Source organism: Micromonospora vinacea, from assembly GCF_015751785.1.
In the GTDB taxonomy this organism is placed as follows: domain Bacteria; phylum Actinomycetota; class Actinomycetes; order Mycobacteriales; family Micromonosporaceae; genus Micromonospora; species Micromonospora vinacea.
On the sequence record NZ_JADOTY010000001.1, the window covers coordinates 2,877,742 to 2,901,210 of the forward strand.

24 protein-coding genes, 1 tRNA gene and 1 pseudogene are annotated in these 23,469 nt (G+C 71.9%); 18 read left to right on the forward strand and 8 right to left on the reverse strand.

Annotated elements, in window-relative coordinates; translation table 11 throughout:
* Positions 1–154 precede the first annotated feature (154 nt).
* The 11 genes from IW249_RS13835 to IW249_RS13885 all read left to right on the forward strand — a co-directional run bounded on the left by IW249_RS13835 (position 155) and on the right by IW249_RS13885 (position 9,762).
* Complete coding sequence (locus IW249_RS13835; protein WP_196921092.1) at positions 155–487, forward strand: PadR family transcriptional regulator; 333 nt, start codon at positions 155–157, stop codon at positions 485–487.
* Positions 484–1,485 carry an HAAS signaling domain-containing protein gene (locus tag IW249_RS13840; protein WP_196921094.1) on the forward strand — a complete coding sequence of 334 codons (1,002 nt, stop codon included), beginning with the start codon at positions 484–486 and terminating at the stop codon, positions 1,483–1,485. The genes IW249_RS13835 and IW249_RS13840 overlap by 4 nt, the downstream gene beginning before the upstream one ends.
* Positions 1,486–1,613: 128 nt before the next feature.
* Positions 1,614–2,204 (forward strand): LppU/SCO3897 family protein, encoded by a 591-nt coding sequence (locus tag IW249_RS13845; RefSeq protein WP_307788587.1) that lies wholly within the window; start codon positions 1,614–1,616, stop codon positions 2,202–2,204.
* A gap of 198 nt (positions 2,205–2,402) precedes the next feature.
* Complete coding sequence (locus IW249_RS13850) at positions 2,403–3,089, forward strand: dienelactone hydrolase family protein (protein WP_112671006.1); 687 nt, start codon at positions 2,403–2,405, stop codon at positions 3,087–3,089.
* 19 nt (positions 3,090–3,108) lie between these two features.
* The gene (locus IW249_RS13855; protein ID WP_196921096.1) at positions 3,109–3,822 is read left to right on the forward strand and encodes a uracil-DNA glycosylase; all 714 of its coding nucleotides are present in this window, start codon (positions 3,109–3,111) and stop codon (positions 3,820–3,822) included.
* A gap of 22 nt (positions 3,823–3,844) precedes the next feature.
* The gene (locus tag IW249_RS13860) at positions 3,845–4,630 is read left to right on the forward strand and encodes a DUF4129 domain-containing protein (protein WP_196921098.1); all 786 of its coding nucleotides are present in this window, start codon (positions 3,845–3,847) and stop codon (positions 4,628–4,630) included.
* Positions 4,627–5,211 (forward strand): hypothetical protein, encoded by a 585-nt coding sequence (locus IW249_RS13865; protein ID WP_196921100.1) that lies wholly within the window; start codon positions 4,627–4,629, stop codon positions 5,209–5,211. Before IW249_RS13860 ends, IW249_RS13865 begins: the two co-directional genes overlap by 4 nt.
* Positions 5,211–6,218 (forward strand): AAA family ATPase, encoded by a 1,008-nt coding sequence (locus IW249_RS13870; RefSeq protein ID WP_196921102.1) that lies wholly within the window; start codon positions 5,211–5,213, stop codon positions 6,216–6,218. The genes IW249_RS13865 and IW249_RS13870 overlap by 1 nt, the downstream gene beginning before the upstream one ends.
* Complete coding sequence (locus IW249_RS13875) at positions 6,218–7,660, forward strand: DUF58 domain-containing protein (protein WP_196921104.1); 1,443 nt, start codon at positions 6,218–6,220, stop codon at positions 7,658–7,660. The genes IW249_RS13870 and IW249_RS13875 overlap by 1 nt, the downstream gene beginning before the upstream one ends.
* A gap of 107 nt (positions 7,661–7,767) precedes the next feature.
* Positions 7,768–8,328 (forward strand): hypothetical protein, encoded by a 561-nt coding sequence (locus IW249_RS13880; protein ID WP_196921106.1) that lies wholly within the window; start codon positions 7,768–7,770, stop codon positions 8,326–8,328.
* A gap of 102 nt (positions 8,329–8,430) precedes the next feature.
* Positions 8,431–9,762, forward strand: a complete 1,332-nt coding sequence (locus IW249_RS13885; RefSeq protein WP_196921108.1) for an NAD(P)/FAD-dependent oxidoreductase — start codon at positions 8,431–8,433, stop codon at positions 9,760–9,762.
* 73 nt (positions 9,763–9,835) lie between these two features.
* Here the strand turns inward: IW249_RS13885 and IW249_RS13890 are convergent, their stop codons facing one another.
* Positions 9,836–11,695, reverse strand: a complete 1,860-nt coding sequence (locus IW249_RS13890; protein ID WP_196921110.1) for a hypothetical protein — start codon at positions 11,693–11,695, stop codon at positions 9,836–9,838.
* Between the two features lie 101 nt (positions 11,696–11,796).
* Between IW249_RS13890 and IW249_RS13895 the strand changes: the two genes are divergently transcribed.
* The 4 genes from IW249_RS13895 (at position 11,797) to IW249_RS13910 (ending at position 14,060) form a co-directional block, all read left to right on the forward strand.
* A tRNA-Leu gene (locus IW249_RS13895) sits at positions 11,797–11,877 on the forward strand.
* A gap of 106 nt (positions 11,878–11,983) precedes the next feature.
* Complete coding sequence (locus IW249_RS13900; RefSeq protein ID WP_196921112.1) at positions 11,984–12,799, forward strand: Bax inhibitor-1/YccA family protein; 816 nt, start codon at positions 11,984–11,986, stop codon at positions 12,797–12,799.
* A 135-nt stretch (positions 12,800–12,934) separates the two neighbouring features.
* Positions 12,935–13,693, forward strand: coding sequence for a Bax inhibitor-1/YccA family protein (locus tag IW249_RS13905; protein WP_196921114.1), 759 nt, complete (start codon positions 12,935–12,937; stop codon positions 13,691–13,693).
* A gap of 46 nt (positions 13,694–13,739) precedes the next feature.
* Positions 13,740–14,060: a hypothetical protein gene (locus tag IW249_RS13910; RefSeq protein WP_196921116.1), complete on the forward strand. Its 321-nt coding sequence runs from the start codon at positions 13,740–13,742 to the stop codon at positions 14,058–14,060.
* Between the two features lie 12 nt (positions 14,061–14,072).
* Here IW249_RS13910 and IW249_RS13915 read toward each other — a convergent pair whose 3' ends face one another.
* The 3 genes and pseudogenes from IW249_RS13915 to IW249_RS13925 all read right to left on the reverse strand — a co-directional run.
* Complete coding sequence (locus tag IW249_RS13915) at positions 14,073–15,335, reverse strand: acetyl-CoA C-acetyltransferase (protein ID WP_196921117.1); 1,263 nt, start codon at positions 15,333–15,335, stop codon at positions 14,073–14,075.
* A 78-nt stretch (positions 15,336–15,413) separates the two neighbouring features.
* The gene (locus tag IW249_RS13920; protein WP_196921119.1) at positions 15,414–16,226 is read right to left on the reverse strand and encodes an SGNH/GDSL hydrolase family protein; all 813 of its coding nucleotides are present in this window, start codon (positions 16,224–16,226) and stop codon (positions 15,414–15,416) included.
* A pseudogene (locus tag IW249_RS13925) lies at positions 16,212–17,275 on the reverse strand (SGNH/GDSL hydrolase family protein); the annotation flags it as partial. The pseudogene IW249_RS13925 and the gene IW249_RS13920, both read right to left, overlap by 15 nt.
* Before the next feature lie 150 nt (positions 17,276–17,425).
* Between IW249_RS13925 and IW249_RS13930 the strand changes: the two are divergent.
* Both IW249_RS13930 and IW249_RS13935 read left to right on the forward strand, forming a co-directional pair.
* Complete coding sequence (locus IW249_RS13930; RefSeq protein WP_112582466.1) at positions 17,426–17,782, forward strand: YkvA family protein; 357 nt, start codon at positions 17,426–17,428, stop codon at positions 17,780–17,782.
* Between the two features lie 73 nt (positions 17,783–17,855).
* Positions 17,856–19,226, forward strand: a complete 1,371-nt coding sequence (locus IW249_RS13935) for a cystathionine beta-synthase (protein WP_196921122.1) — start codon at positions 17,856–17,858, stop codon at positions 19,224–19,226.
* Between the two features lie 18 nt (positions 19,227–19,244).
* On the opposite strand, the gene IW249_RS13940 is transcribed toward IW249_RS13935, so the two are convergent.
* From IW249_RS13940 to IW249_RS13955, 4 genes are all read right to left on the reverse strand, one after another.
* Positions 19,245–19,760 (reverse strand): GNAT family N-acetyltransferase, encoded by a 516-nt coding sequence (locus tag IW249_RS13940; protein ID WP_196921124.1) that lies wholly within the window; start codon positions 19,758–19,760, stop codon positions 19,245–19,247.
* Complete coding sequence (locus IW249_RS13945; protein ID WP_196921125.1) at positions 19,757–20,686, reverse strand: ribonuclease Z; 930 nt, start codon at positions 20,684–20,686, stop codon at positions 19,757–19,759. The genes IW249_RS13940 and IW249_RS13945 overlap by 4 nt, the downstream gene beginning before the upstream one ends.
* Before the next feature lie 369 nt (positions 20,687–21,055).
* On the reverse strand, positions 21,056–21,718 hold the full coding sequence (gene msrA / locus IW249_RS13950) for a peptide-methionine (S)-S-oxide reductase MsrA (protein WP_124854717.1): 663 nt from the start codon (positions 21,716–21,718) through the stop codon (positions 21,056–21,058).
* Between the two features lie 76 nt (positions 21,719–21,794).
* On the reverse strand, positions 21,795–22,217 hold the full coding sequence (locus IW249_RS13955; RefSeq protein ID WP_196921127.1) for an HIT family protein: 423 nt from the start codon (positions 22,215–22,217) through the stop codon (positions 21,795–21,797).
* 97 nt (positions 22,218–22,314) lie between these two features.
* On the opposite strand from IW249_RS13955, the gene IW249_RS13960 reads away from it, so the two are divergent.
* Positions 22,315–23,457, forward strand: a complete 1,143-nt coding sequence (locus IW249_RS13960; RefSeq protein WP_196921129.1) for a cystathionine gamma-synthase — start codon at positions 22,315–22,317, stop codon at positions 23,455–23,457.
* The last annotated feature ends 12 nt before the right edge of the window (positions 23,458–23,469 follow it).

The following is a 23,469-nucleotide window of genomic DNA, read 5'->3' on the forward strand; positions in this document are numbered from 1 at the left end:
TCAACTCGCCGTCGTTGAAACCGCGGTGTCCGCGCAGCGTGGACGTCCCGACTTCCTGAAAACCGAGTCGATCAACCTTCTGCGCGCCGGACTGGTCGGCGTGTCGGGGCGGATTCGTTGACGCTACTGCGCATTACGCACTAGTGTGCAATGCGTGGACACCACACAGTTACTGAAGGGCGTGCTTGACCTGGCCGTCCTGGCCGTGCTCCGGGAGGAGGACGGTTACGGTTACGACATCCTGCGCCGGCTACGCGAGGCCGGCCTGGAGGAGGTCGGCGACGCCTCGGTCTACGGGACGCTGCGCCGCCTCTTCGCCGCCGGCCTGCTCACCACCTACGTCGTGCCGAGCGAATCCGGGCCGCACCGCAAGTACTACTCACTCAACGCCGCGGGGCGCGACCAACTGACCCGCTCCGGCAAGATCTGGCGCTCGTTCGCCACCACAATGGACACGCTGCTCGACGATCGGGGGCTGGCGGCATGACCGTCACGGAGCAGGAGATCACCGACTACGTGGCGCGGGTCCGGGCCGCACTGGCCGACCTGCCGACCGGGCAACGCGACGAGCTGACCGAGGATCTCGCCGACCACCTCACCGAGGTCGCAGCCGAGTCCGAGGGCACCCTGCTCGAGCGGTTGGGCGAGCCCGAGACGTACGCCGCCGAGTTGCGCGCCGCGGCCGGTGCCGCCTCGGGCGGTGGGCGCAATCTCGACCAGCGGGTGGCGAGCGCGATGGCCCAGGTCCGCGGCCGGCTGCGCACGCTCGACACCCGACTCGGCCCACCCCTGGGGTACGCGACGGCCAGCGACTTCCTCCGACTGTTGCGCCCGGCCTGGTGGGTGCTGCGCGGTTATCTGGCGGCGATGCTGGTCACCGTGGTCACCACCGGTGGCGAATTCGGGCTGCTGCCGAGGTTCGGCGGTGAACTGCTCGCCGGCCTGATCATGCTGATCGGCTTCGTGCTCGCCTCCATCTGGATCGGTCGCCGTTCGGCCCAGCTGACCGGTTGGCCGCGCTCGGCGGTGCAGGTCGGCAGTGCGGTGCTGGCAGTCTTCGCGTTCGCCGCCCTGATTCAGGCCGAGGACCGGATGCGCTACGGCTACTACGGCTACGACCAGACCTCGGTGGACAACCCGTACGACCGGATCACTGACGTCTTCGTCTACGACAGCGAGGGCCGCCTGGTGGAGAACGCCCGGCTCTTCGACCAGAACGGCAACCCGATCCGCCTCGGCTACCCGAATTGCGACGAGGCTCTCAACGTCGACGACAAGCCGGCGCTGCGGACGTACCCGTTCTGTCCGGGCGAGGCGCCCTTCGGGCCCCGAGGGCCGGGTGTGCCCGTCGCACCGCCGGAGCCGACCAGCATGCCGGAGCCGACCGGGACGCCGGAGCCGGCCGGGACGCCGACGCCGACCACGAGTCCGGCGAGCCCGACCGCGACGCCGAGTGGCGCACCGACCCCGACCCCGACCAGTTAGGCCGGTGTGAACTGGATCATGCGGGTGAAGCTGGGAAATGGCTGAACGGACGAGGCGAGCGGGACGGCACCGGAAATCAATGATCGTTACGGTGTCGTCTGCTCATCAACCCCTCGGAAGGAACCCCCGTGCCAGAGCAGGTCGCACCGCCCCCCGCGCCCGACGCCGCAACCCCTGAGCCGGCCGTCGAGACGCCGCAAGCGGCAGCGCCGCAGCAGGCCAAGCCGGAGTCGGCCGCCGAGACGCCGCAGCAGCCGGCCGAGTCGGAGTCGGCCGCCGAGACGCCGCAGGCCGCCGACCCGCTGCCGGCGGCCGAGCCGAAGGCGGAGAAGTCCGGCGGGAAGAAGGCCCTCGGCATCGTCGGTGCGATCCTCGCCGTCGTCGTCATCGCCGGCCTGAAGTTCGGCGTCGCCTCGGCGATCGGCAACTACTTCAACAAGGACGAGACCGCGGACGCCAAGACCGGCGACTGCATCGCCGAGCTGCCCGAGGTCACCGGCACCGAGCAGGAGGAGGTCGACGGCGCCAAGGTCGTCGAATGCACCTCCACCGACGCGGCGTACAACGTGGTCGGTCGGGTGGACGGCCAGAGCGAGGCTCAGGCCAAGGCCGACACCACCTGCACCCAGTTCTTCAAGGAGGACGAGGAGGGGTACATCTTCTCCAGCATCGAGCCGGGCAAGACGGGCTACGTGCTCTGCCTGACCAAGAAGGTCTGACCACAGCGGTAGATCGGCATCGACGGCGGCGGGAGCAGACCCGCCGCCGTCGGCGTACCCGGAGTCACCGGGGTGCGAACAGGAGGTGAATGCCACTGTTCCGGCGTCTTCCCGACGGCCCCGTGGCGTGGCAGGCTACCGGCACGTAGGACCACTGGGCGACCAGCCAACGATGACTGACCGCTAGGAGGACGGCCCATGGGCGAAATGGTGAGCTACCGCAGCAACGGGGGCACGAGCGAGGGGTATCTCGCGATACCCGCCAGCGGCACGGCCAGCCCCGCCGTCATCGTCATCCAGGAATGGTGGGGCCTGGTCCCGCACATCCGGTCGGTGGCGGACCGGTTCGCCGAGGCCGGTTTCGTGGCCCTCGCCCCGGACTTCTACCACGGTGAGACGACAAGCGAGCCGGACGAGGCGCAGCGGCTCCTGCTGGCCATGCGGATGGACGAGGCGGCGAAGGACATCGCCGGAGCGGCCGACTATCTCGCCGGGCGACCCGAGGTCACCGGTAAGGTCGGTGCCGTAGGCTTCTGCGCCGGTGGCAGCCTGGCCCTCTGGTCGGCCACCATCTCCGAGCGGATCGTCGCCACCGCCGGTTTCTATCCGGTGCTCCCCTGGGAGTCGATGCGCCCCGACTGGGCCGACTACGCCGGCAAGGCCGCCGTCATCCACTGCTCCGAAGAGGACGGCACCTCGGCCGACGAGGGCGTACAGACCGCTCGTCGGGCGATCGAGGAGGCCGGCGGCGACTGCCACCTCTACGACTACCCGGGCACCTCGCACGCCTTCTTCAACGACGACCGGCCGGAGGCGTTCGACCAGCGCGCCGCCGCCAGCGCCTGGGCCCGCACCCTGGAACTCTTCCGGGCGAAGCTTGGCTGAGACGCGTACCCCGGAACAGGTGGTCGCCCGCGCAGCGCGGGCGACCGACCTGGCCGACCTCGACGCGGCGGTGAGCGACTGTTTCGCCTGCCCACGGCTGGTCGAATGGCGGGAGGAGGTCGCCCGCACCCGGCGGGCCGCCTTCCGCGACCAGGAGTACTGGGGTCGGCCGGTGCCGGGGTTCGGCACCGGTGACGCCCGGATCGCCATCCTCGGGCTGGCGCCCGCCGCGCACGGTGGCAACCGCACCGGCCGGATCTTCACCGGTGACCGGTCGGGTGACGTGTTGTTCGCCGCGCTGCACCGGGCCGGGCTGGCCAACCAGCCGACCAGCGTCGCCGCCGACGACGGGCTGACAGTGCGGGACCTGCGGGTCTTCTCGGCCGTCCGGTGTGCGCCTCCGGACAACAAGCCGACCCCTGCGGAACGGGACACCTGCGCACCCTGGCTGCACCGCGAGGTCGCGCTGATCCGGCCCACGCTGCGGGTCGTCGTCGCGCTGGGCGCGTTCGCCTGGGCGGCGTGGTGGCCGGTGCTCCGGGCGGTGTACGGGCAGCGCCCGCCCAGCCCGCGACCGGCGTTCGGTCATGGGGCACACTGGTCCGGCACGAACGCTCCGGACGTGCTCGGCTGCTACCACGTCAGTCAGCAGAACACCTTCACGGGGCGGTTGACACCAGGGATGTTGGACGACGTCTTCGGCCAGGCTAAACAGCTGGCCGGAGTGGACTGAGACGACGCGTGGGGTGGTGGCGATGACAGACGGAACACGCCCGCCCACACCGGCAGCATCCGCCGAGCCGGGTGTGCTGCCTCCGGTGCTCGGCCTGCTCCGCCGATGGTGGCCGGTCGGTGTGGTCGCCGCCCTGCTCGCCGGTGCCGCGCTGGCGTCCGCCCACTCGTCGATCGGGGCCAGTCGGATCCCGCCGGCGGCGGACAACGTTCCGTGGGTTCCCGAGTACCCGACCGTCGAGCCGTCACCGTCCATCCCGATCGAGCCACGTGACGCCGGCGAGGCCACTCAGGCGCACATTCCGCAGTGGGTCGGCACGGTGGCGGTGGTCCTGCTCGGGCTGGCCATCCTCGCCGCGCTCGGCTACCTCAGCTGGGTCCTGATCCGGGGCGCGCTGCGCCGCACCACCCGGGCGGTGCCGGCGCAGCGGGCCCGTCGCACCGCCGAGGGCACCGCCCGCGAGGTGGTGGCCGCCCTCGACGCCGGCCTGGTGGAGCTCGACGACCGGGACACCGACCCCCGGGTGGCGGTGATCGCCTGCTGGGTGCGTCTGGAGGAGACCGCCGCCGCGGCCGGCGTGCCGAGGCTCGCCGGGGACACCCCCACCGACCTGGTCAGCCGGCTGTTGCAGGGTGATCCGGAGGCGGGCGTGCCGGCCATCGCCAGCACCGACGTGCTGGCGGAGTTCGCGCACGTCTACCGGGAGGCCCGGTACGCCACCCACCCGGTGGGTGAACGCACCCGGGACCAGGCCCGCGCCGCGCTCGGCCGACTGCGCGGAGAGCTCACCGCGGTGGTGACCTCATGAGCAGCACCAGCATCGACGATCTGCTCGCGTTCGAGGAGGAGGCGGCGCCTGTCGGTCCGCAGGCGCGCGCCTCCCGGTGGCGTCCGGTGCTGCGCTCCCTCGCGTGGGCGGCCGCATTGGTCGCGGTCCTGCTCGTCGGCCTCCGCGCGGTGGGCCTCCAGGTCTCGTTGCCCGTACTGATCGCCGGGGTGCTCGCCGTGCTGGCGGTGCGCCGGGTCACCGCCCTGCTCGCGCCGCCGCCACCCCCGCCGGGTGGTGGTCGGGTCGGCACGGGCGAGGAGGACGGCAGCTACAACTGGGATGCCCGGGACGCGCTGCGGAGCGCGATCAACCGGTGGGAATGGCCCCTGGACTGGTCCTCGACCCGTCCCGAACGGTTCAGCGGCACGGTCCTGCCCCGGATCGGTGAGCTGGCCGACGAGCGGATGCGGCTGAAACACGGCGTCACCCGTGAGTTGGATCCCGCCCGCGCTCGCGTCCTGCTGGGTGACCGCCTGTGGACGTTCCTGGAGACCCCGCCTCGCCGCACCCCGTCGCCGCGCGAACTCGCGGTGATCGTCGCCGAACTGGAGAGCATCTGATGAACGACGTCGACCGGAGCATTGCCCCCGCCGAGGTCGGGCAGCTGGCTCGGGCGGTCCTGGACGCGGTCGGCACGGTCGTGGTCGGCAAGCGGGACGCGTTGGAGCTGGTCCTCGCCGGCATCCTCGCGGGCGGACACGTCCTCCTGGAGGACCTGCCAGGGCTTGGTAAGACGCTGACCGCCCGCTCGTTCGCCCAGGCCCTCGGGTTGGACTTCCGTCGGTTGCAGTTCACCCCCGACCTGCTTCCCGCCGACGTCACCGGTTCCTTCCTCTACGACCAGCGCAACGGCGACTTCACCTTCCGGGCCGGCCCGGTCTTCACCAACCTGCTCCTCGCCGACGAGATCAACCGGACACCGCCGAAGACCCAGTCCGCGCTCCTGGAGGCGATGCAGGAGAAGCAGGTGTCGGTGGAGGGGGTCACCTACAAGCTGGACGAGCCGTTCCACGTGCTGGCCACCGCCAACCCCATCGAGTACGAGGGCACCTACCCGCTGCCCGAGGCGCAGCTGGACCGGTTCCTGCTGCGGGTCTCGTTCGGCTACCCCCAGCACGAGGAGGAGTGGGAGGTGCTGCGCCGTCGGATGAGCCGTCGCCGGGAGGAGGCGGACATCAAGGCGGTGGTCGACGCGGCGACGCTGCGGGCCATGCAGGCCGCCCTGGAGGACGTGGTGGTGGAGGACTCCATCGGCCGCTACATCGTGTCGCTCACGGCGGCCACCCGGGAGCACCCGTCGGTGCTGGTCGGAGCCTCACCTCGCGGTTCGCTGGCGCTGTTGCTGCTGGCCCGGGTCCGCGCGGTGTTCGGCGGGCGGGACTACGTGGTGCCGGAGGACGTCAAGTCGGTGGCGGCGCCCGCCCTGGCGCACCGGATCACCCTGCGCCCGGAGATGTGGTTGCGCCGGGTCGACCCGGCGTTCGTGGTGGGCGAGGTGCTGGAGGCGACTCCCGCTCCGGCCAGTGGCGCCCTGCCCAGCTACGCCGCCGGCGGGCCCCGGCACTGATGACCGGACCGACAGTGCCGAGGGCCACCGAAGCGGAACCGGCTGCCGGCTGGGCGCCCACCCCGGCGCTCGGCCGCGCGGTGCTGCTCGCCGGCCTGCTGCTGGTGGCCGGCGTGCTGCTGGGTCGGGTGGACCTGGTCGTGCTCGCCGCGCCGTTCGCGCTGGGCACCGCGTACGCGCTGCGTCGACGGCCCACGGCCCTGCCCGAGGTGTGGATCAGCCAGGGTGACGGCGGGCCGCTGGTCGAGGGCGGTGACGTGACGGCGGCGGTGAGCGTCGGCAACCTGGACACTGTCGACTACGACCTGGTGGTGATGCGTTCCCGCGTGTCGCCGTGGCTGCGGATCGACCGGGCCGGCTTCGCCCGAGACGAGGCCGTCGACGACGGAGCGACAGGCACCCTCCCGGCGACCGGTGCGGCGGCTGCGGGCAGCGGCGGACGTCGTTCCGTCGCGGACCGGCCGTTCGTGACCTCGGCGCCGATCGGTGCCGCAGTCGACCTGGAGTTGGCCGGCAAGGCTCTGCGCTGGGGCCGGCACCCGATCGGCCCCGCCGGTGCCCGGGCCGCCGCGGCGGGCGGTCTGCTGGTCTCCCGGGCGGTGATCATCGAGCCGGTCCGGGTGCGGGTGTACCCGCGTACCGAGCCGTTCGAGGCGGTGGAGGCGATGCCCCGCGCCGCCGGCCTGGTCGGGGCGCACCACTCCCGCCGGCCCGGCGAGGGCGGCGAGTTGGCCGGCGTACGGGTGTTCGCCCCCGGCGACCGGTTGCGCCGGATCGACTGGCGGGTCTCGTTGCGGGCCCGGCAACTGCACGTGGCGGCCACCCTCTCCGACCGGGACGCGGAGGTGGTGGTGCTGCTCGACGTGCTCGCCGAGGCGGGCCGCTCCGGTGGGGTGGACGGCGCCGCGTCGGTGCTGGACACCACCGTCCGGGCCACCGCAGCCATCGCCGAGCACTACCTGCACCGGGGTGATCGGGTCTCACTGCTGGAGTACGGGCCGGGAGCCCGCCGGCTCCGGCCGGCCGCGGGGCGGCGGCAGTACCTGACCGTCCTGGAGTGGCTGCTCGACGTCCGGGTGCACGCGTCCGCGCACGAGCCGTACGACCAGGTTTTCGGCCCGCAGTTGCTCTCCTCGGACGCGTTGGTGGTGGTGCTCACCCCGTTGCTGGACGAACGGTCGGCGCAGATGCTCGCCCGGTTGGCCCGCGGTGGGCGGTTCGTGGTGGCGGTCGACACGTTGCCGACCGACCTGGCGTCGCCGAAGGACCGGGGTTGGGCCGAGGTGGCGTACCGGCTGTGGCGCCTGGATCGGGAGATCATGATCGGGCAGCTCCGGGAGCACGGCGTGCCGGTGGTGCGTTGGGCCGGCGCCGGCAGCCTGGACCTGGTGCTGCGGGACGTGGCCCGCTTGGCGTCGGCCCCAAGGGTGGGTGGCCGGTGAGCGCGAGGAGTGAGCTTGCGAGCCCCGCAGTCGCGAACGAAAGGCGGCGCGGTGAGCGCGAGGAGTGAGCTTGCGAGCCCCGCAGTCGCGAACGGAAGGCGGGTGCGGTGAACACCGTCGTGGAGCGGGTTCGGGCGGCGCAGTACGCCATCGCTCGGGTCAGTGTGGCCCCGCTGCTGGTCCGGGCCGCGATCTTCGTCATCGTCCTTGCCGGGTTCGCCCTGGCCTTTCCGTCTGAGGTGCTCTCCGGCCGGCCGATCCTCTTCCTGGCGGTTGCCGCACTGTTGCCCGCTATCGGTCCGCGTCGGATCTGGGCGACCTTCACGGCGTTGGTAACTGTCGGCGGTTGGCTGCTCGCCACCGACGGGTACGGCCGTCCGGTGGCCCTGTGGCGGCTGCTCGCCGTCGCGGCCCTGCTCTACCTGGCTCACACCCTCTGCGCGCTGGCCGCCCTGTTGCCCTACGACGCGGCGGTGGACCCCGACCTGATCAGCCGTTGGTTGGTGCGGTCGGGCGCCGTGTTGTTGGGTGCCGCCGTACTCGGCGTGCTGTTGTTGCAGGCGGCGGGGACGGGTGGGGGAGCCGGACACCAGTGGGTGACAGTGCTGGGGCTGCTGGTGGCGGTGGCGATGGCAGCGTTGCTGGGCTGGCTGCTGCGACGCCGGTGACCAGTGCGATCTGAGGGTTACGCAGGTCACATGGGTTGTGCTCCGTCACAGATGGGGGGCGCGAGCGGGATTACCTGAGCCGGCCGGGGAAAGATAGACAACGTGAATCCGAAGCGGATCCTTGTGGTTGGTGCCGGGCACGTCGGTCTGTACGCGGCCCTGCGCCTGTCGAAGAAGCTCAGCTCCCGTGAGGCTGAGGTCATGGTGGTTGACCCCCAACCCCACATGACCTACCAGCCGTTCCTGCCCGAGGCTGCGGCGGGCAACATCTCCCCGCGGCACTCCGTGGTGCCGCTGCGGCGGGAGTTGCGCCGGTGCAAGATGGTGGCCGGCACGGTCACGCGCATCGAGCACGACCGCAAGGTGGCCACCGTGCAGCCGATCAGCGGCCCGGCCCGGGAGATCACCTACGACCACGTGATCGTGGCGCCGGGTTCGGTCTCCCGCACCCTGCCGATCCCTGGCCTGCACGAGCAGGGCATCGGGTTCAAGACCATCGGCGAGGCGATCTACCTGCGTAACCACGTGCTGGATCGGCTCGACGTGGCGGCCGCCACTCCGGATCCGGACGTCCGCCGTTCGGCGCTGACCTTCACCTTCGTCGGCGGTGGGTACGCCGGCATCGAGGCGCTCGCCGAGATGGAGGACATGGCTCGCGACGCCCTGCGCTACTACCCGGAGCTCAAGCAGGACGAGGTCCGTTGGGTGCTGGTCGAGGCCACCCAGCGGGTGCTGCCCGAGGTCGACCGGGACATGGGCGCCTACACCGTGCAGCAGCTGATGAAGCGGAACATGGACATCCGGCTGGACACCCGGCTCGAGTCCTGCGTCGACGGGGTGGTCAAGCTCTCCGACGGTGACAGCTTCCGCTCCGACACGATCGTCTGGACGGCCGGCGTGAAGCCGTCGCCGATGCTGGACTCGACCGACTTCCCGCGTGACGACCGTCGTCGGATCACCTGCCTGCCCACGCTCCAGGTGGTCGACGGTGACCAGGTGCTCGAGGGTGCCTGGAGCGCGGGCGACTGCGCCGCCGTGCCGGACCTGACCAAGGAGCCGGGCAACTTCTGCTCGCCGAGCGCTCAGCACGCGGTGCGCCAGGCCGCCCGGATGGCCGACAACATCACGGCCGTGATCCGGGGTCGCGAGCCGGTGGACTACAAGCACAAGCACGTCGGCAGCGTGGCGAGCCTCGGCCTGCACAAGGGCGTGGCCCAGGTGTACGGGATCAAGATGACCGGTTGGCCGGCGTGGGTGATGCACCGGACGTACCACATGAGCCGGATCCCGTCGTTCAACCGCAAGGTCCGCGTGGTGGTGGACTGGTCGTTGGCGTTCTTCCTCAAGCGTGAGGTGGTCGCACTGGGCCAGTTGCACGACCCGCGCGAGGAGTTCGTCGAGGCCTCCCAGCCGGTCGGCGCGCCCCGCGTCTGACGGCCAACTGCACGAAAGGGCCCCTTCCCGCCGTTCCGGTGGGAGGGGGCCCTTGTCGTGTCCGTTGTCCTGGTCAGACGCGCCAGGTCCAGGCGTCGGCGATGCGGGTGGGTGGGCCGTAGAGCTGTTCCAGGGTGGCGCGCAGGCTGTCGGCGTGGGGGGCGTCGTCGGTGAGCGCCACGCAGGAGGCGCCCCAGAAGTCGGCGTCGCGGGCGGCCTGGCGGCGCTGCTCGTCGCCGATGGCCGGTTGGTCGCCGCGCCGGGCGACATCCGCCAGTAGCGCGGAGGTGGGCTGCTTGAAGGTGCCCATCGCCGCGGTGCCGCCCCTGCCGTACGGGCCGATGAAGAAGCCTTCCGGCAGCCCGAAACCGGCGTCGGCGGCGGTCGCCCAGCGCATTGGCCAGGGCTCCTTCGGGGTGGGCAGCGGCACCGGGACCAGCACCCCGCCCGGGGTTACGCACTGCCGCCAGTGGCCGCCGGTGATGAACTCCGGCACTGCCGGTCGCCCGGCGGTCGGCAGGGGGGTCGGGAAGATCGGCAGCAGCGCCACGCCGACGGCCAGTGGCACCAGCCGCCGCGCCCGACCGGAGCTGCGCAGGGCCCGGTCGACAGCGAGCACCAGCAGCGTCGCGACGATCGGCAGCAACGCCAGCGCGAAGCGCATCGGCAACGCCCCGTCCACCACCGGCAGCCCACCGATCAGGGCGTACGGGCCGGGGATCGCCGTCCGGGTGCCGCCGAGCACCACCTCCGGGCCGAGCGACAGGGCTCCCATCACCAGACCCGCCACGACGCAGGCGAAGACCAGCCGGCGTCGGCCGGCCCGGACCGCGCAGACCGCGGCGACCAGCAGCAGTGGCCAGCCGAGGAAGGTGTTGTACTCGGCGGGGCCGGTGGTCAGCCGGGCGGATTCGTCGCTGCCCGCCACCGACAGTGGGGAGAGCGTCCACCAACTGCTCAGGTCGGCGGAGAAGTAGGCCGGGGTGAACATCCCGTCCGCGACGCCCTGCGGCCCGGCGAACTGGAACCACAGCGGATAGCCGAGCACCAGCAGGGCGAGCCCGGCGGCGATCGCCAACCCGCCGACGAACCCGGGAAGCGCCCTGCGGGCCAGGTCCCGGTCCGCCACGGCATAGCTGATCGCCATCACCAGCAGCGTGATCGCGGCGAGGAAGAGCACCTCCTCGCCGATGAAGACCTGCGCGGTGACCGTGCCGGCCAGCCCTGCGGCGGAGGTGAGCATCCGCCGCCGGTCCGGCCCGGTGGTTCGGGTGTGACCGGTCTCGTCGGTTGTCCCGGGCCCCGGGTCGGCCGCTCGCAGCAGCCGGACCACCAGCCAGACGATCACCGGCACCAGCCACTGGGCGGTCATGTGCAGGTGGCTGTTGGTCTGCGAGACCATGCCGGGTCCGAATCCGCACAGCCCGCCGCCGAGTGCGGCGGCGACCCGGCGGGTGCGCAGCGTCCGGTGGAACAGCAGGTACCAGGCGAGGGCGGTGCCGGCGAGGTTGGCGGCGGCGAGGAGCGCGAAGGTGACCGGCGCGCCCAGCAGCAGGGTGACCGGCGCGAAGAGGATGCCGAGTGCGATCACGGTGGTGTTGGCCATCAGGTTGACGCCGTCGGGAGCGTTGAGCCGGTCGGTGAGCAGGTCGAAGTCGCCGAGCAGCGCGCGGGCGTCCACCGCCAGGAACCACTCGTAGAGGGTCTGGTCCTCCGGATTGAGCGCCAGGATGCGGCCTCCCGGGTCGGGCCACAGCCCGTGGGTGAGCCAGCCGGCCAGCATCGCGAAGATCAACGCGGCCAGCAGATCCGCCCGGTGTCGGCGGACGGCGGCCAGCAGCCGGGTGGCCCGGGGTCGGCGGTTGACCTGATCGGCGAGGCGGAATGCCTGCTCAGGGGCGGCGTCGGGGGCCGTGGGGGCTGCGCTGCTCACGGCATCGACCCTAATGTGGCCTGGGCGGCGGGGTACGCCGGGTCGCCGCAGACCGGCTACGGTGACACTGCACCAGGCGTGTCGGCGCGCCGGTGCCACTCGCCCGGGTGGTGGAAAGGCAGACACGGCCGCCTTAAAAGCGGCTGCCGAGAGGCGTGCGGGTTCGACCCCCGCCCCGGGCACCGGTCGGCTCACACATTCTCATTCGTGATCTCCAGGACTTGGCTGCGCCGTTTACTCTTGGAGGGCACGTTCACGTGCAAACGACCCCCTGAGGGAGGCCAGACAGTGAAGACCTCGAACCCGGTGCTCGCCCGGCTCGGCCAAGCGGCCGAGCGGGAGCGCTCCGCCGGGTACGCCCCGGCCGGGCCGTACGGACAGCCCGGCATTCCCCAGCAGTACCCGTCCCAGGCCGGTTACCCGGCCGCGCCGCCGACCGTGGCGCCGATGACCGTCGACGACGTGGTCGTCAAGACTGTCGCTCTGCTCGGCATCCTCGGCATCACCGCCGCGGCCGCCTGGGTGCTCGTGCCCGACGCGCTGGTCGGTACCGCCTGGATCGGCGCGGCGGTGGTCGGCCTGGTCCTCGGCTTGATCATCTCGTTCTCCCGGATGGCCAACCCGGCGCTCGTGATCGCGTACGCGGTCGTCGAGGGTGTCTTCGTCGGCATGGTCAGCAAGGCGTTCGAGACGCGCTACGACGGCATCGTGCTCCAGGCCGCCGTAGCCAGCTTCGGCATCTTCTTCCTGATGGCGATGCTCTACAAGGCGAAGGTCATCCGGGCCACCCCGGCCTTCGTCAAGGGCATGATCGCGGTGATGGTCGGCCTCTTCGCCGTCATGATGATCAACCTGGTGCTGGCGCTGTTCGGCGTCAACACCGGTCTGCGTGACGGCAGCCCGCTGGCCATCGGCTTCAGCCTGGTCTGCATCGTGGTCGCCTCGCTGAGCTTCGTGCTCAGCTTCAAGGAGATCGAGGACGGCGTCCGGATGGGCCTGCCGCAGCGCTACTCCTGGACGGCCGCGTTCGGCATCCTGGTCAGCCTGGTCTGGCTCTACATCGAGATCCTGCGCCTGCTGAGCTATTTCCAGGGCGACGACTGACCTCGTCCGCACTGCCGACCGGCGCCCGTCCCCACTCCGGTGGGGGCGGGCGCCGTCGTCCGCGCCGTTTGCCCGCCGCCGCCGGTCCGCCCGGGGCAGAGTGACGTCGGGGGGACGCGGGCGAAGGAGGCGGCGGTGCGCAGCAACAACCCGGTGCTCAACCGACTGGACGAGGCCGGCCGGGTGGAGGCCCGGGTGCTCGGCGCCCGTGACGTCGAGCCGATGACAGTCGACGACGTGGTGGTCCGTACCGTCGGGTTGCTGCTCGTGACCGGCGCGGCCGCCGCGGTGTCCTGGGCGGTGATCCCCGACGCCGTGTGGCTGGGTGCCGCGCTGGCCGGCAGCGCTCTCGCCTCGATCGCGCTGGTCCTGGTCATCTCGTTGCGGGCGATCACCAACCCGGTGCCGATCGTCGGCTACGCGATCCTCCAGGGCCTGCTGCTGGGGGTGGCTAGCCGCACCTTCGAGCAGGTTTACCCGGGCATCGTGGTGCAGGCGGTGGCAGGCACCTTCGGCGTCTTCCTCGGCATGGCGGCGCTCTACCGGGCCCGGGTGATCCGGGCAACGCCCCGGTTGGCCCGCCTGGTGATCGGCACCCTGCTCGGCATCGCCGTGCTCAGCGTGGTCAACCTGGTGTCGTACCTGATCACCGGGCGACCGGGTCTGGCGGTCTACAGCGTCAGCGGGGAGGTCGGCTGGCTGCCGTACGCGTTCTCGGTGGTGGCCATCATCGCCGGGGCGTTCAGTTTCATCCTCGACTTCGACCTCGTCGAGCGCTCGGTGCGCGACGGTCGAGCCCGCCGGTACGCGTGGCTGAGCGCGTTCGGCCTGCTCACCGGGCTGGTCTTCCTCTACTGGCAGCTGCTGCGGCTGCTCAGCTACCTGCGCCGCTGACCGGCCCGACCCGGCGCGGTCGGTGTCGGCCGTAGACTCGGCGGCGATGAGCGCAGCGGAGTTGGACAAGGCCGTGCAGTTGCTGGTCCGTCAGATAGCGCACTGGCAGCAGCCCCGGTGGGCGGCGGTCGCGACCGCCGGCAACGTGTCCCGCGCCGACCTGGTGCACCGCCTGGTGCAGGAGGTGGCCAACCTGTCCGCCGACGCCGAGGGGGAGCCGCGCCGGGTCGTGCCCCGGCTCGACAACGACCTGGCTCTGCCGGACCAACTGCGGGTGGTCACGGCGGACCTGCTGGCCGCCGACCCGGGGCCCGAGGCGCTGGCCCGGGCCGCCGCCGAGGTGACGGCGACCCGTAGCGCGCTCTGAGGGCAGCTCGGCTCAGTTGAGCCGTTCGAGCACCATGGCCATGCCCTGGCCACCGCCCACGCACATGGTCTCCAGACCGATGGTCTTGTCGTGCCACTCGAGTGCGTTGAGCAGGGTGCCGGTGATCCGGGCGCCGGTCATGCCGAACGGGTGACCGACCGCGATGGCTCCGCCCATCACGTTCAGCTTCTCCTCCGGGATGCCCAGCTGGCGGTAGGAGGGGATGACCTGCGCGGCGAACGCCTCGTTGATCTCGACGAGGTCGACGTCGTCGATTGTCATGCCGGCGCGGCGCAGCGCCTGCCGGGACGCCTCGACCGGCCCGAGGCCCATGATCTCCGGCGACAGTGCTGTCACACCGGTCGAGACGATCCGGGCCAGCGGGGTGAGCCCGAGCTCCTCGGCCCGCTGGGCGCTCATCACCACCACGGCCGCCGCGCCGTCGTTGAGCGGGCAGCAGTTGCCGGCGGTGATCCGACCGTCCGGGCGGAACACCGGCTTCAGGCCGGCGACCGCGTCGAGGGTGACGCCGGCCCGGGGCCCGTCGTCGGTGCTCACCACAGTGCCGTCCGGCGTGGTGACCGGGGTGATCTCCCGGGCCCAGAAGCCGTCGGCGATGGCCTTCTCGGCGAGGTTCTGGCTGCGTACGCCGAACTCGTCCATGTCGGCGCGGGTGACGTCGTACACCTGGGCCAGGTTCTCTGCGGTCTGCCCCATGGTCAGGTAGATGTCGGGCAGCTCACCGGCCTCGCGCGGGTCGGTCCACACCTCGGCGCCGCCCTGCGCGCGCTGCTTCGAGCGGTCGCCGGCCGGGCCGAAGCGGGGGTTCTCCCAGCCGCCGCCGACCAGGGCCTGCGCCTCGGGCGGCAGCCCGTCGGAGCTGCCTCGGGCGTAGCGGGAGACCATCTCCACTCCGGCGGAGACGAACACGTCGCCCTCGCCGGCCCGGATCGCGTGCATCGCCATGCGGGTGGTCTGCAACGACGAGGCGCAGTAGCGGGTCAGCGTGGCGCCGGGGACAGTGTCCAGACCGAGGAGGGTGGACACCACCCGGGCCATGTTGAAGCCCTGCTCGCCGCCGGGCAGGCCGCACCCGAGGTAGAGGTCGTCGATGGTGTTCGGATCGAGCGCGGGGATTTTGTCCAGCGCGGCCTGGACGATGGTGGCGGCGAGGTCGTCGGAGCGGACGTCGCGCAGGGACCCCTTGTGCGCCCGGCCGATGGGGGAGCGGGCGGTGGCGACGATGACGGCGTCGCGGGACGACTCAATCGGCATGGGCCAACGTTAACCCGCCAGTAACATGGCGCGGAAGAAGCGGACGCGGCGGGAAATGTCACCCCTGGCCGGGACGATCTAGCGGCGGGTGGTGGCCGCCGCCGCGGCGACGATGGCGGGCAGCAGCGCGTGCGCCCACACCCGGTAGCCGTCGGCGGAGGGATGGAAGCCGTCCTGGCAGAGCGTGCCGGCGTCGGCCCGGAACACCGGCCCGGTCTCGGTGGCCAGATCGACCACCGAGCCGCCCGCCTCCAGCACGGCAGTGGTCTGCGCGCGGGCCACCCGACGCCCGGACCAGCCGACCACCTGGCGCAGCGGAGGCGCGATGGCCCGCACCGCCCCGAGGTCCGGGCAGGTGCCCACCACCACCTCGACGCGCGCCTCCCGCAGCCGGTGCACCGCCGCGCCGAGATAGGCCGCCGCGTCGGACGGTCGGCGCAGCCCGGTGGCGTCGTTCGCGCCGATCAGGATCAACGCCACGTCGGGCCGCTCACCGAGCAGGGCCCGAGCCACCTGGGTGGCGAGGTCCGTCGAGCGGGACCCGGAGACACCGACGCTGGACAGGTGCACCCGACGGCCGGTCGGGCCCTCGGCGAGCAGGTTGGCCAACTGCCCACCGATGGTGTCCTCCAGCCGGTCGACACCCACGCCCAACGCCGACGAGTCGCCCAGCAGCACCAGTCGCAGCGGAGCAGCGCCCGCCCGGCCGATCGTGGCGCGCAGGGCCAGGCCCAGCTCCGGTTGGGCGTAGCGTCGGTGCCGCGCGACGAACGCCTCACCGGCCAGGACGGCGGCGCCCCCGACGGTGCCGGCGAGCAGCGAGAACGCCGCCGCCCGACCCAGTCGGCCGGCGACGCCGGAGGTCACGCTCCGCGCGCTGCGCTCGTTCATGCCAGTCCCTCCACTGTCGAGGTGTCCGAGGCGGACCCGTGTTGCGGCACCGCGCCGACACCGAAGAACGCCCGTCGGCGCAGCTGCGCCCACCGGCCGGCGGGCCCTCGGTCGCGGCCCCGGACCTGGACGCCGCTGACCTCGGTGCCAGCGTGTCGAGCCGCCTCCTGCGCGGCCTTCGGCAGCGACCGTACGCCGTCGCCGCGGGTCGGTGTGGCCCGTCGTTCCGGGGTCGCGCCGAGGGCGGAGAGCATCGTCGGCAGGAGCGCGGCGGCGGCCATCGCGTACCCCTCGGCGGAGGGATGGAACCGGTCCCAGGCGAACATCCGGGTCGGCTCGGCGGCGAACCGGGGGCCGAGCAGGTCGCCGAGGGAGACCGTCCAGCCGCCCGCTTCGACCACGGCCACCGTCTGGGCCGCAGCGAGCTGGCGGCTCCAGCGGTGCGCCAGCCAGCGCAGGGGTGGCTGGATCGGGCGGATCGCGCCCAGGTCGGGGCAGGTGCCGACGACCACCTCGCAGCCCGCGTCGCGCAGGGTGTGCACCGCCTCGACCAGATAGCGCACCGCGAGGCCCCGTGGGGTGCGGTTGGTGATGTCGTTGCCGCCGATGAGGATCACCGCGATGTCGGGTCGGCACTCCAGCGCCGCCTCCACCTGGTGGCGCAGCGCCGCCGAGATGGCGCCGACCACCGCGAAGCGGTGCAGCTGCACCGGCCGGTGCAGTCGACGGGACAGGCCGGTGGCGAGCAGCGCCCCGGGCGTCTCCCGACGGCGGTGCACCCCGTAACCGGCCGCTGACGAGTCACCGAGCACGACCATGGTGAGCGCCGGGCCGGGGAACTTCGCGCCGTACATCCCGTCGCAGCGGGGCGGCGGCGCCTCGGCCATCGGGATGGTCCGTCGAGCCTGGCGGGCCTGACCGACAAGCACCCCGCCGGTCGCCACCGCGGCCGCCGCGGTGGCGCCTGTCCCGATGGCTGCCAGCCGAAGGAACCGCCGGGCCTGTCGCCAGCGCTCACCACCGGGTACGACGGAATGTGCCACCCCCATACCGCGACATTATCGCGCTGGCCCGACACACCGCTGTCGTCGTGACGGCACCCGGGTGCCTGGAAACCGACGCGACGGGGTACCAGGGTTCCAGAGGCCGGCCTACTTGCGCCGACCCGCCACGCTGATCCGGCGGAGAGGAGCGCGACGATGGGTAAGACACTGAAGCGCAGCGCGGCGTTCACGGCCCTGGCGCGGGCCCTGGCGGCCGGGGCGCGCAACGGGCCGTCGATCGGCACGCGGTTGGCCGCGTTGCCCCGGATGATCCGAGCCACGACCAAGGGGGAGTACGACGGCGGCCTCCGGCTGGCCCTGATGACCGCGGCGACGGCGTACATCGTCTCGCCGATCGACCTGCTCCCGGAGATCCCGTTGGCGATCTTCGGGCTGGCCGACGACGCGGTCATGGTCACCTGGTTGGCCGGCAGCGTCCTCGCCGAGACCGATCGGTTCCTGGAGTGGGAGGCCCGCCGCAGCTCGGTCATCCCCGGGGGGCTGGTGCCCTGACGACACGTACGCTGGGCGGCGAGGAAAAGTCTTCCCGGCCGCCCACCGCCGGCGCCGCAACGAAGGGCACACCGTGCAGTACTACGACAACGTCGTCGACATGATCGGAAACACCCCGCTGGTGCGTCTGCGTAACGTCACCAAGGGCATCCAGGCCACAGTGCTGGCGAAGGTGGAGTACGTCAACCCGGGCGGCTCGGTGAAGGACCGGATCGCGCTGCGGATGGTGGAGGACGCCGAGGCCGCCGGCCTGCTCAAGCCCGGCGGCACCATCGTCGAGCCGACCAGCGGCAACACCGGTGTCGGGCTGGCCCTGGTGGCCCAGCTCAAGGGCTACAAGTGTGTCTTCGTCTGCCCCGACAAGGTCAGCCAGGACAAGCAGGACGTGCTCCGGGCGTACGGCGCCGAGGTGGTGGTCTGCCCGACCGCCGTCGCGCCGGAGGACCCGCGCTCGTACTACAACGTCTCCGACCGGCTGACCCGGGAGATCCCCGGCGCCTGGAAGCCCAACCAGTACAGCAACCCGGCCAACCCACGCTCGCACTACGAGACCACCGGCCCGGAGCTGTGGAAGCAGACCGACGGCCAGCTCACCCACTTCGTGACCGGCGTGGGCACCGGCGGCACCATCTCCGGCATCGGCCGGTACCTCAAGGAGGCCTCCGAGGGTCGGGTGCGCGTCGTGGGGGCCGACCCGGAGGGCTCGGTCTACTCCGGTGGCACCGGCCGGCCGTACCTGGTGGAGGGCGTCGGCGAGGACTTCTGGCCGGAGACGTACGACAGGGGTGTCGCCGACGAGATCGTGGAGGTCTCCGACAAGGCGTCCTTCGAGATGACCCGGCGACTGGCCCGCGAGGAGGGGCTGCTGGTCGGCGGCTCCTGCGGTATGGCGGTGGTGGCCGCACTGGAGGTCGCCCGCCGGGCCGGCCCGGACGACGTGGTGGTGGTGCTGCTGCCCGACGGTGGTCGTGGCTACCTCTCCAAGATCTTCAACGACTCGTGGATGGCCCGGTACGGCTTCCTCGACAACTCCGGCGCCGAGCCGACGGTGGCCGACGCGCTGGCCAGCAAGCCGGGCGGGCTGCCCGAGCTGGTGCACGTGCACCCGACCGAGACCGTCCGCGACGCGATCGACTACATGCGCGAGTACGGCGTCTCGCAGCTGCCGGTGCTCAAGGCCGAGCCGCCCGTGGTGACCGGTGAGGTCGCCGGCTCGATCGCCGAGCGGGACCTGCTCGACGCGCTGTTCACCGGTCAGGCCCACCTGCACGACACGATCGAGCGGCACATGGGCGACCCTCTGCCGATGATCGGTGGTGGTCAGCCGGTGAGCGAGGCGGTGGGAATGCTGGAGAAGTCCGACGCCGCGCTCGTCCTGGTCGACGGCAAGCCCAAGGGTGTGCTCACCCGCCAGGACCTCCTGTCCCACCTGGGCGCCCACTGAGCCTGCTGGAGGCCTGGTTCAGGCATCCAGCGGACGGGCGTAGCGGAGTTGGGGCGTGAGGGCGGTACCGATGTGCTCCTCACGCTCCGCTCCGGTCGGGGCCCAGCCGCCGCGCTCGTAGAACGAGCGGGCGTGGGCGTTGTCCCGCAGCACCCAGAGCGCGGCGCGTCGCCAGCCCTGCGCCCGCATGGCGTCCAACGCGTCCACCATCAGGGTGCGGCCGACGCCGCGGCCCTGCTCGGCCGGGTCGAGGTGGATCGCGTTGAGCAACCCGGTGGCCGGGTCGTCCTCGTCGTCCGGGCCCAGGTGGCTGAACCCGACCACCGCCCCGGCCCGCTCGGCCACTGTCATCCGGTGGGTGTCCCGCTCCCAGATCCACCGCTCGACCCAGTAACGCCCCATCGCCTCCGGTGTCGGGTCGGCCAGCGCCTCGGCCGGCAGGAAGGAGGAGTACGCGGCGACCCGGGAGCGCTGGTGCAGGGCACCCACCGCCGTCAGGTCGCCTTCGGTCGCGGGGCGGAGCGTGACGGTCACCCAGCCGAATCTACCCGGCGTGGCGGAAGCTGCACCGTGGTCAGATCCTCGGCGATGATCAGATCACCGTCAAAGTGCGCCCGCGCCTCGTCGTGGAACCGGCGCGGGTCGGGGTAGCGCTGGGAGAAGTGGGTGAGCACGAGGCGGCGTACCCCGGACTCGGTCGCCACCCGGGCGGCCTGCGCCGCCGTGAGATGCCCGACCTCGGCGGCGAGCGCGGCCTCCGACTCCAGGAACGTCGACTCGATGACCAGCAGGTCGGCGTGCTCGGCGAGGGCGTACACCCCGTCGCAGAGGCCGGTGTCCATCACGAACGCGAACCGCTGCCCCGGCCGGGGCACGCTCACCTCGGCCCGGGTGACGCGGCGTCCGTCGAGGTCCAGGTGCCCGACGCGGATCAGCTCACCGACGGCCGGCCCGGCGATGCCGTACGCGGCCAGCTTCTCCGGCAGCATCCGGTGCCCGTCCGGCTCGACCAGCCGGTAGCCGTACGTCTCGATGGGGTGCCGGAGCCGGCGTGCCTCCAGCGTGCCGCAGCGCAGGGCGATCCGCTGCCCGTCGGCCTCGATGGGCTCGACCCGCAGCTCGGCCGTCTCGTAGAAGGAGGTGGCGTACCGCAGCCGGGCGAAGTATTCGGCGCCGCCGGCGGGGAAGTGCACGGCGACCGGGTGCGCCACCCGGTCCAGGGAGAGTCGCTGGATGGTGCCGGGCAGACCGAGGCAGTGGTCGCCGTGGAAGTGGGTGACGCAGATCCGGGTCAGGTCGGTGGCGGTGACAGTGGTGTGCAGGAGCTGACGTTGGCTGCCCTCGCCCGGGTCGAAGAGGATCACCTCGTCGTCCCAGCGCAGCACGTACCCGTTGTGGTTGCGCTGACGGGTCGGCGCCTGGCTGGCCGTCCCCAGCACCACCAGCTCGCGCATGGACATCGCCACTCCCGCGGATATGGAGCGACCCCCGGGGCGCTCCGCGCATGTGCGCGGGCCGGCTGGACTTGGCCGGCACCCCGGGGGTCGGGTGGCTGTCGTGGATTCGCCGCACCGCTGCCACACGGTCTCGACGATGGTGCTTCTTGCCCGCCTCGCGGCGAGCCGATCACTGTCGAGGACAGCGGCTAGCTGACAGCCACCTCACGAGTCCGATTGCTATACAAGTCTGGACCACCTCCTTTCACGTGTACGGCCACGTTATCGAGTTCTCGTCGGGCTCGGCAACGGATTTCGATCACAGGGCCGAACGGGAATGCCCGGCCACCTTCCTCAGGCAGCCGGGCATCACGCGGGTTTGGTGTCTGGTGGTCAGCCGCCGACTCGGGCCACGCCGACCGGGCAGCTCAGGCCGTTCGGGCCGTGGTTGCAGTACCCGTTCGGGTTCTTGGTCGGGGCGAGGTACTGCTGGTGGTAGTCCTCGGCGAAGTAGTAGCTGCCGAGCGGGGCGATCTCGGTGGTGATCTCACCCTTGCCGGCCCGCGTCACGATCGGCTGGAACGCGTCCCGGGACGACTCGGCGATGGTCCGCTGCTCGTCGGTGGTCGTGTAGATCGCCGAGCGGTACTGGGTGCCCACGTCGTTGCCCTGGCGCATGCCCTGGGTCGGGTCGTGGTTCTCCCAGAAGACCTTCAGCAGGTCCTCATAGTTGATCTTGCTGGGGTCGTACACCACCTGGACGACCTCGGCGTGCCCGGTCCGGCCGGAGCACGTCTCCTCGTACGTCGGGTTCTTGGTGATGCCACCCGCGTAGCCGGCGGAGGTGGTGTAGACGCCGGGAAGCGTCCAGAACAGCCGCTCGGCACCCCAGAAACAGCCCATGCCAAAGACCGCTACCTGGAGGCCCTCCGGGAAGGGGCCCTTCAACGGGGTGCCCAGCACCTCGTGGCGGTCGGCGACCGGCATGGCGATCGGGCGGCCCGGCAGGGCCTGGTCGGGCGAGACCATATCGGCGTTCATACGGCGCAAAAACACGGTGGGGATCTCCTCTCGTACCACTCCCAGCGTGTAACACCGGAGGGTCCAGCTTCCTTACCCGCGTGACCGTCAGTCAGGCCCCACCGAGCAGCGCCGCCGCGATCCGGTCCGCGTACGTCTGGGCCTCGGTGTCGTCCTCGTACCGGGTGCGCGGCCAGAAGAAGCCCCGCAACCCGTCGCCCTTGGTGCGCGGGACCACGTGGGTGTGCAGGTGTGGCACCGATTGGGACACCTTGTTGTTCATCGCCACGAACGTCCCACCGGCGCCGAGAGCGGTCTCCACCGCCACCGCCAGCCGTTGGACCATGGCGAAGTAGTCGGGCAGCAGGTCGGCCGGCAACTCGGCCAGGGTCACCAGGTGCACCCGGGGCACCACCAGCACGTGCCCCTTGAACACCGGCCGGGTGTCCAGGAACGCCACCCCGTCCGGGGTGTCGGCCACCCGGAACGCCGGCACCTCGCCCGTCACGATCCCGCAGAACACGCAACCGCTCATCGGGCCAGGCTATGCCGGCGGCTCCCGGGCGGTCCGGCTCCGCCCGGGAGCACGGGTTCCGTTCCAGCCCTCGGGACGGGGCACTAGCCTCACCAGAATGAGTCACGGCTTCGAGACGCTCGCCATCCACGCCGGTCAGGACCCCGAGGCCCGCACCGGCGCGGTGATCCCACCGATCTACCAGACCAGCACGTACGCCCAGGACGCCGTCGGCGCACCCCGCCTCGGCTACGAGTACAGCCGCTCCGGCAACCCGACTCGTGACGCGCTCCAGGAGTGCCTGGCGGCGCTGGAGGGCGGGCCGGTGGGGCTCGCCTTCGCCAGTGGCCTGGCCGCGGAGGACACCCTGCTGCGGGCCGTGTGCCAGCCCGGCGACCACGTGGTGATCCCGGACGACGCGTACGGCGGCACGTACCGGCTCTTCGCCCGGGTCGCCCAGCGCTGGGGCCTGGAGTTCAGCCCGGCCAAGGTCTCCGACCCGGCCGCGATCCGGGCGGCCGTGCAGCCCGGCCGCACGAAGATCGTCTGGGTGGAGACGCCGACCAACCCGCTGCTCGGCATCGCCGACATCGCCGCCCTGGCCGCCGTGGCACACGACGCCGGCGCCCTGCTGGTGGTGGACAACACCTTCGCCTCGCCGTACCTCCAGCAGCCGATCGCCTTCGGCGCGGACGTGGTGGTGCACTCCACCACCAAGTACATCGGTGGGCACTCCGACGTGGTTGGCGGCGCGCTCGTGGTCGCCGACGCCGGGCTCGGCGAGGAGTTGCGCTACCACCAGAACGCGATGGGAGCGATCAACGGCCCGTTCGACGCCTGGCTCACCCTGCGGGGCATCAAGACCCTCGGGGTACGCATGGACCGGCACTGCGACAACGCCGAGCGGCTCGCCGCGTACCTCGACGGGCACGCCAAGGTCGCCCAGGTGATCTATCCGGGGTTGCCCTCGCACCCCGGTCACGAGGTGGCCGCCAAGCAGATGCGCCGGTTCGGCGGCATGATCTCGTTCCGCGCCGCCGGTGGTGAGGACCACGCCGTGGACATCTGCAACCGGGCAAAGCTCTTCGTGCTCGCCGAGTCGCTGGGCGGCGTGGAATCCCTGATCGAGCACCCGGGTCGGATGACACACGCAAGTGCTGCCGGCTCGCCGCTTGAAGTTCCCGGCGATCTCGTGCGACTGTCTGTCGGCATCGAGACGGTCGACGACCTACTCGCCGATCTGGAGCAGGCGCTGGGCTGACCGCTGGGGGAG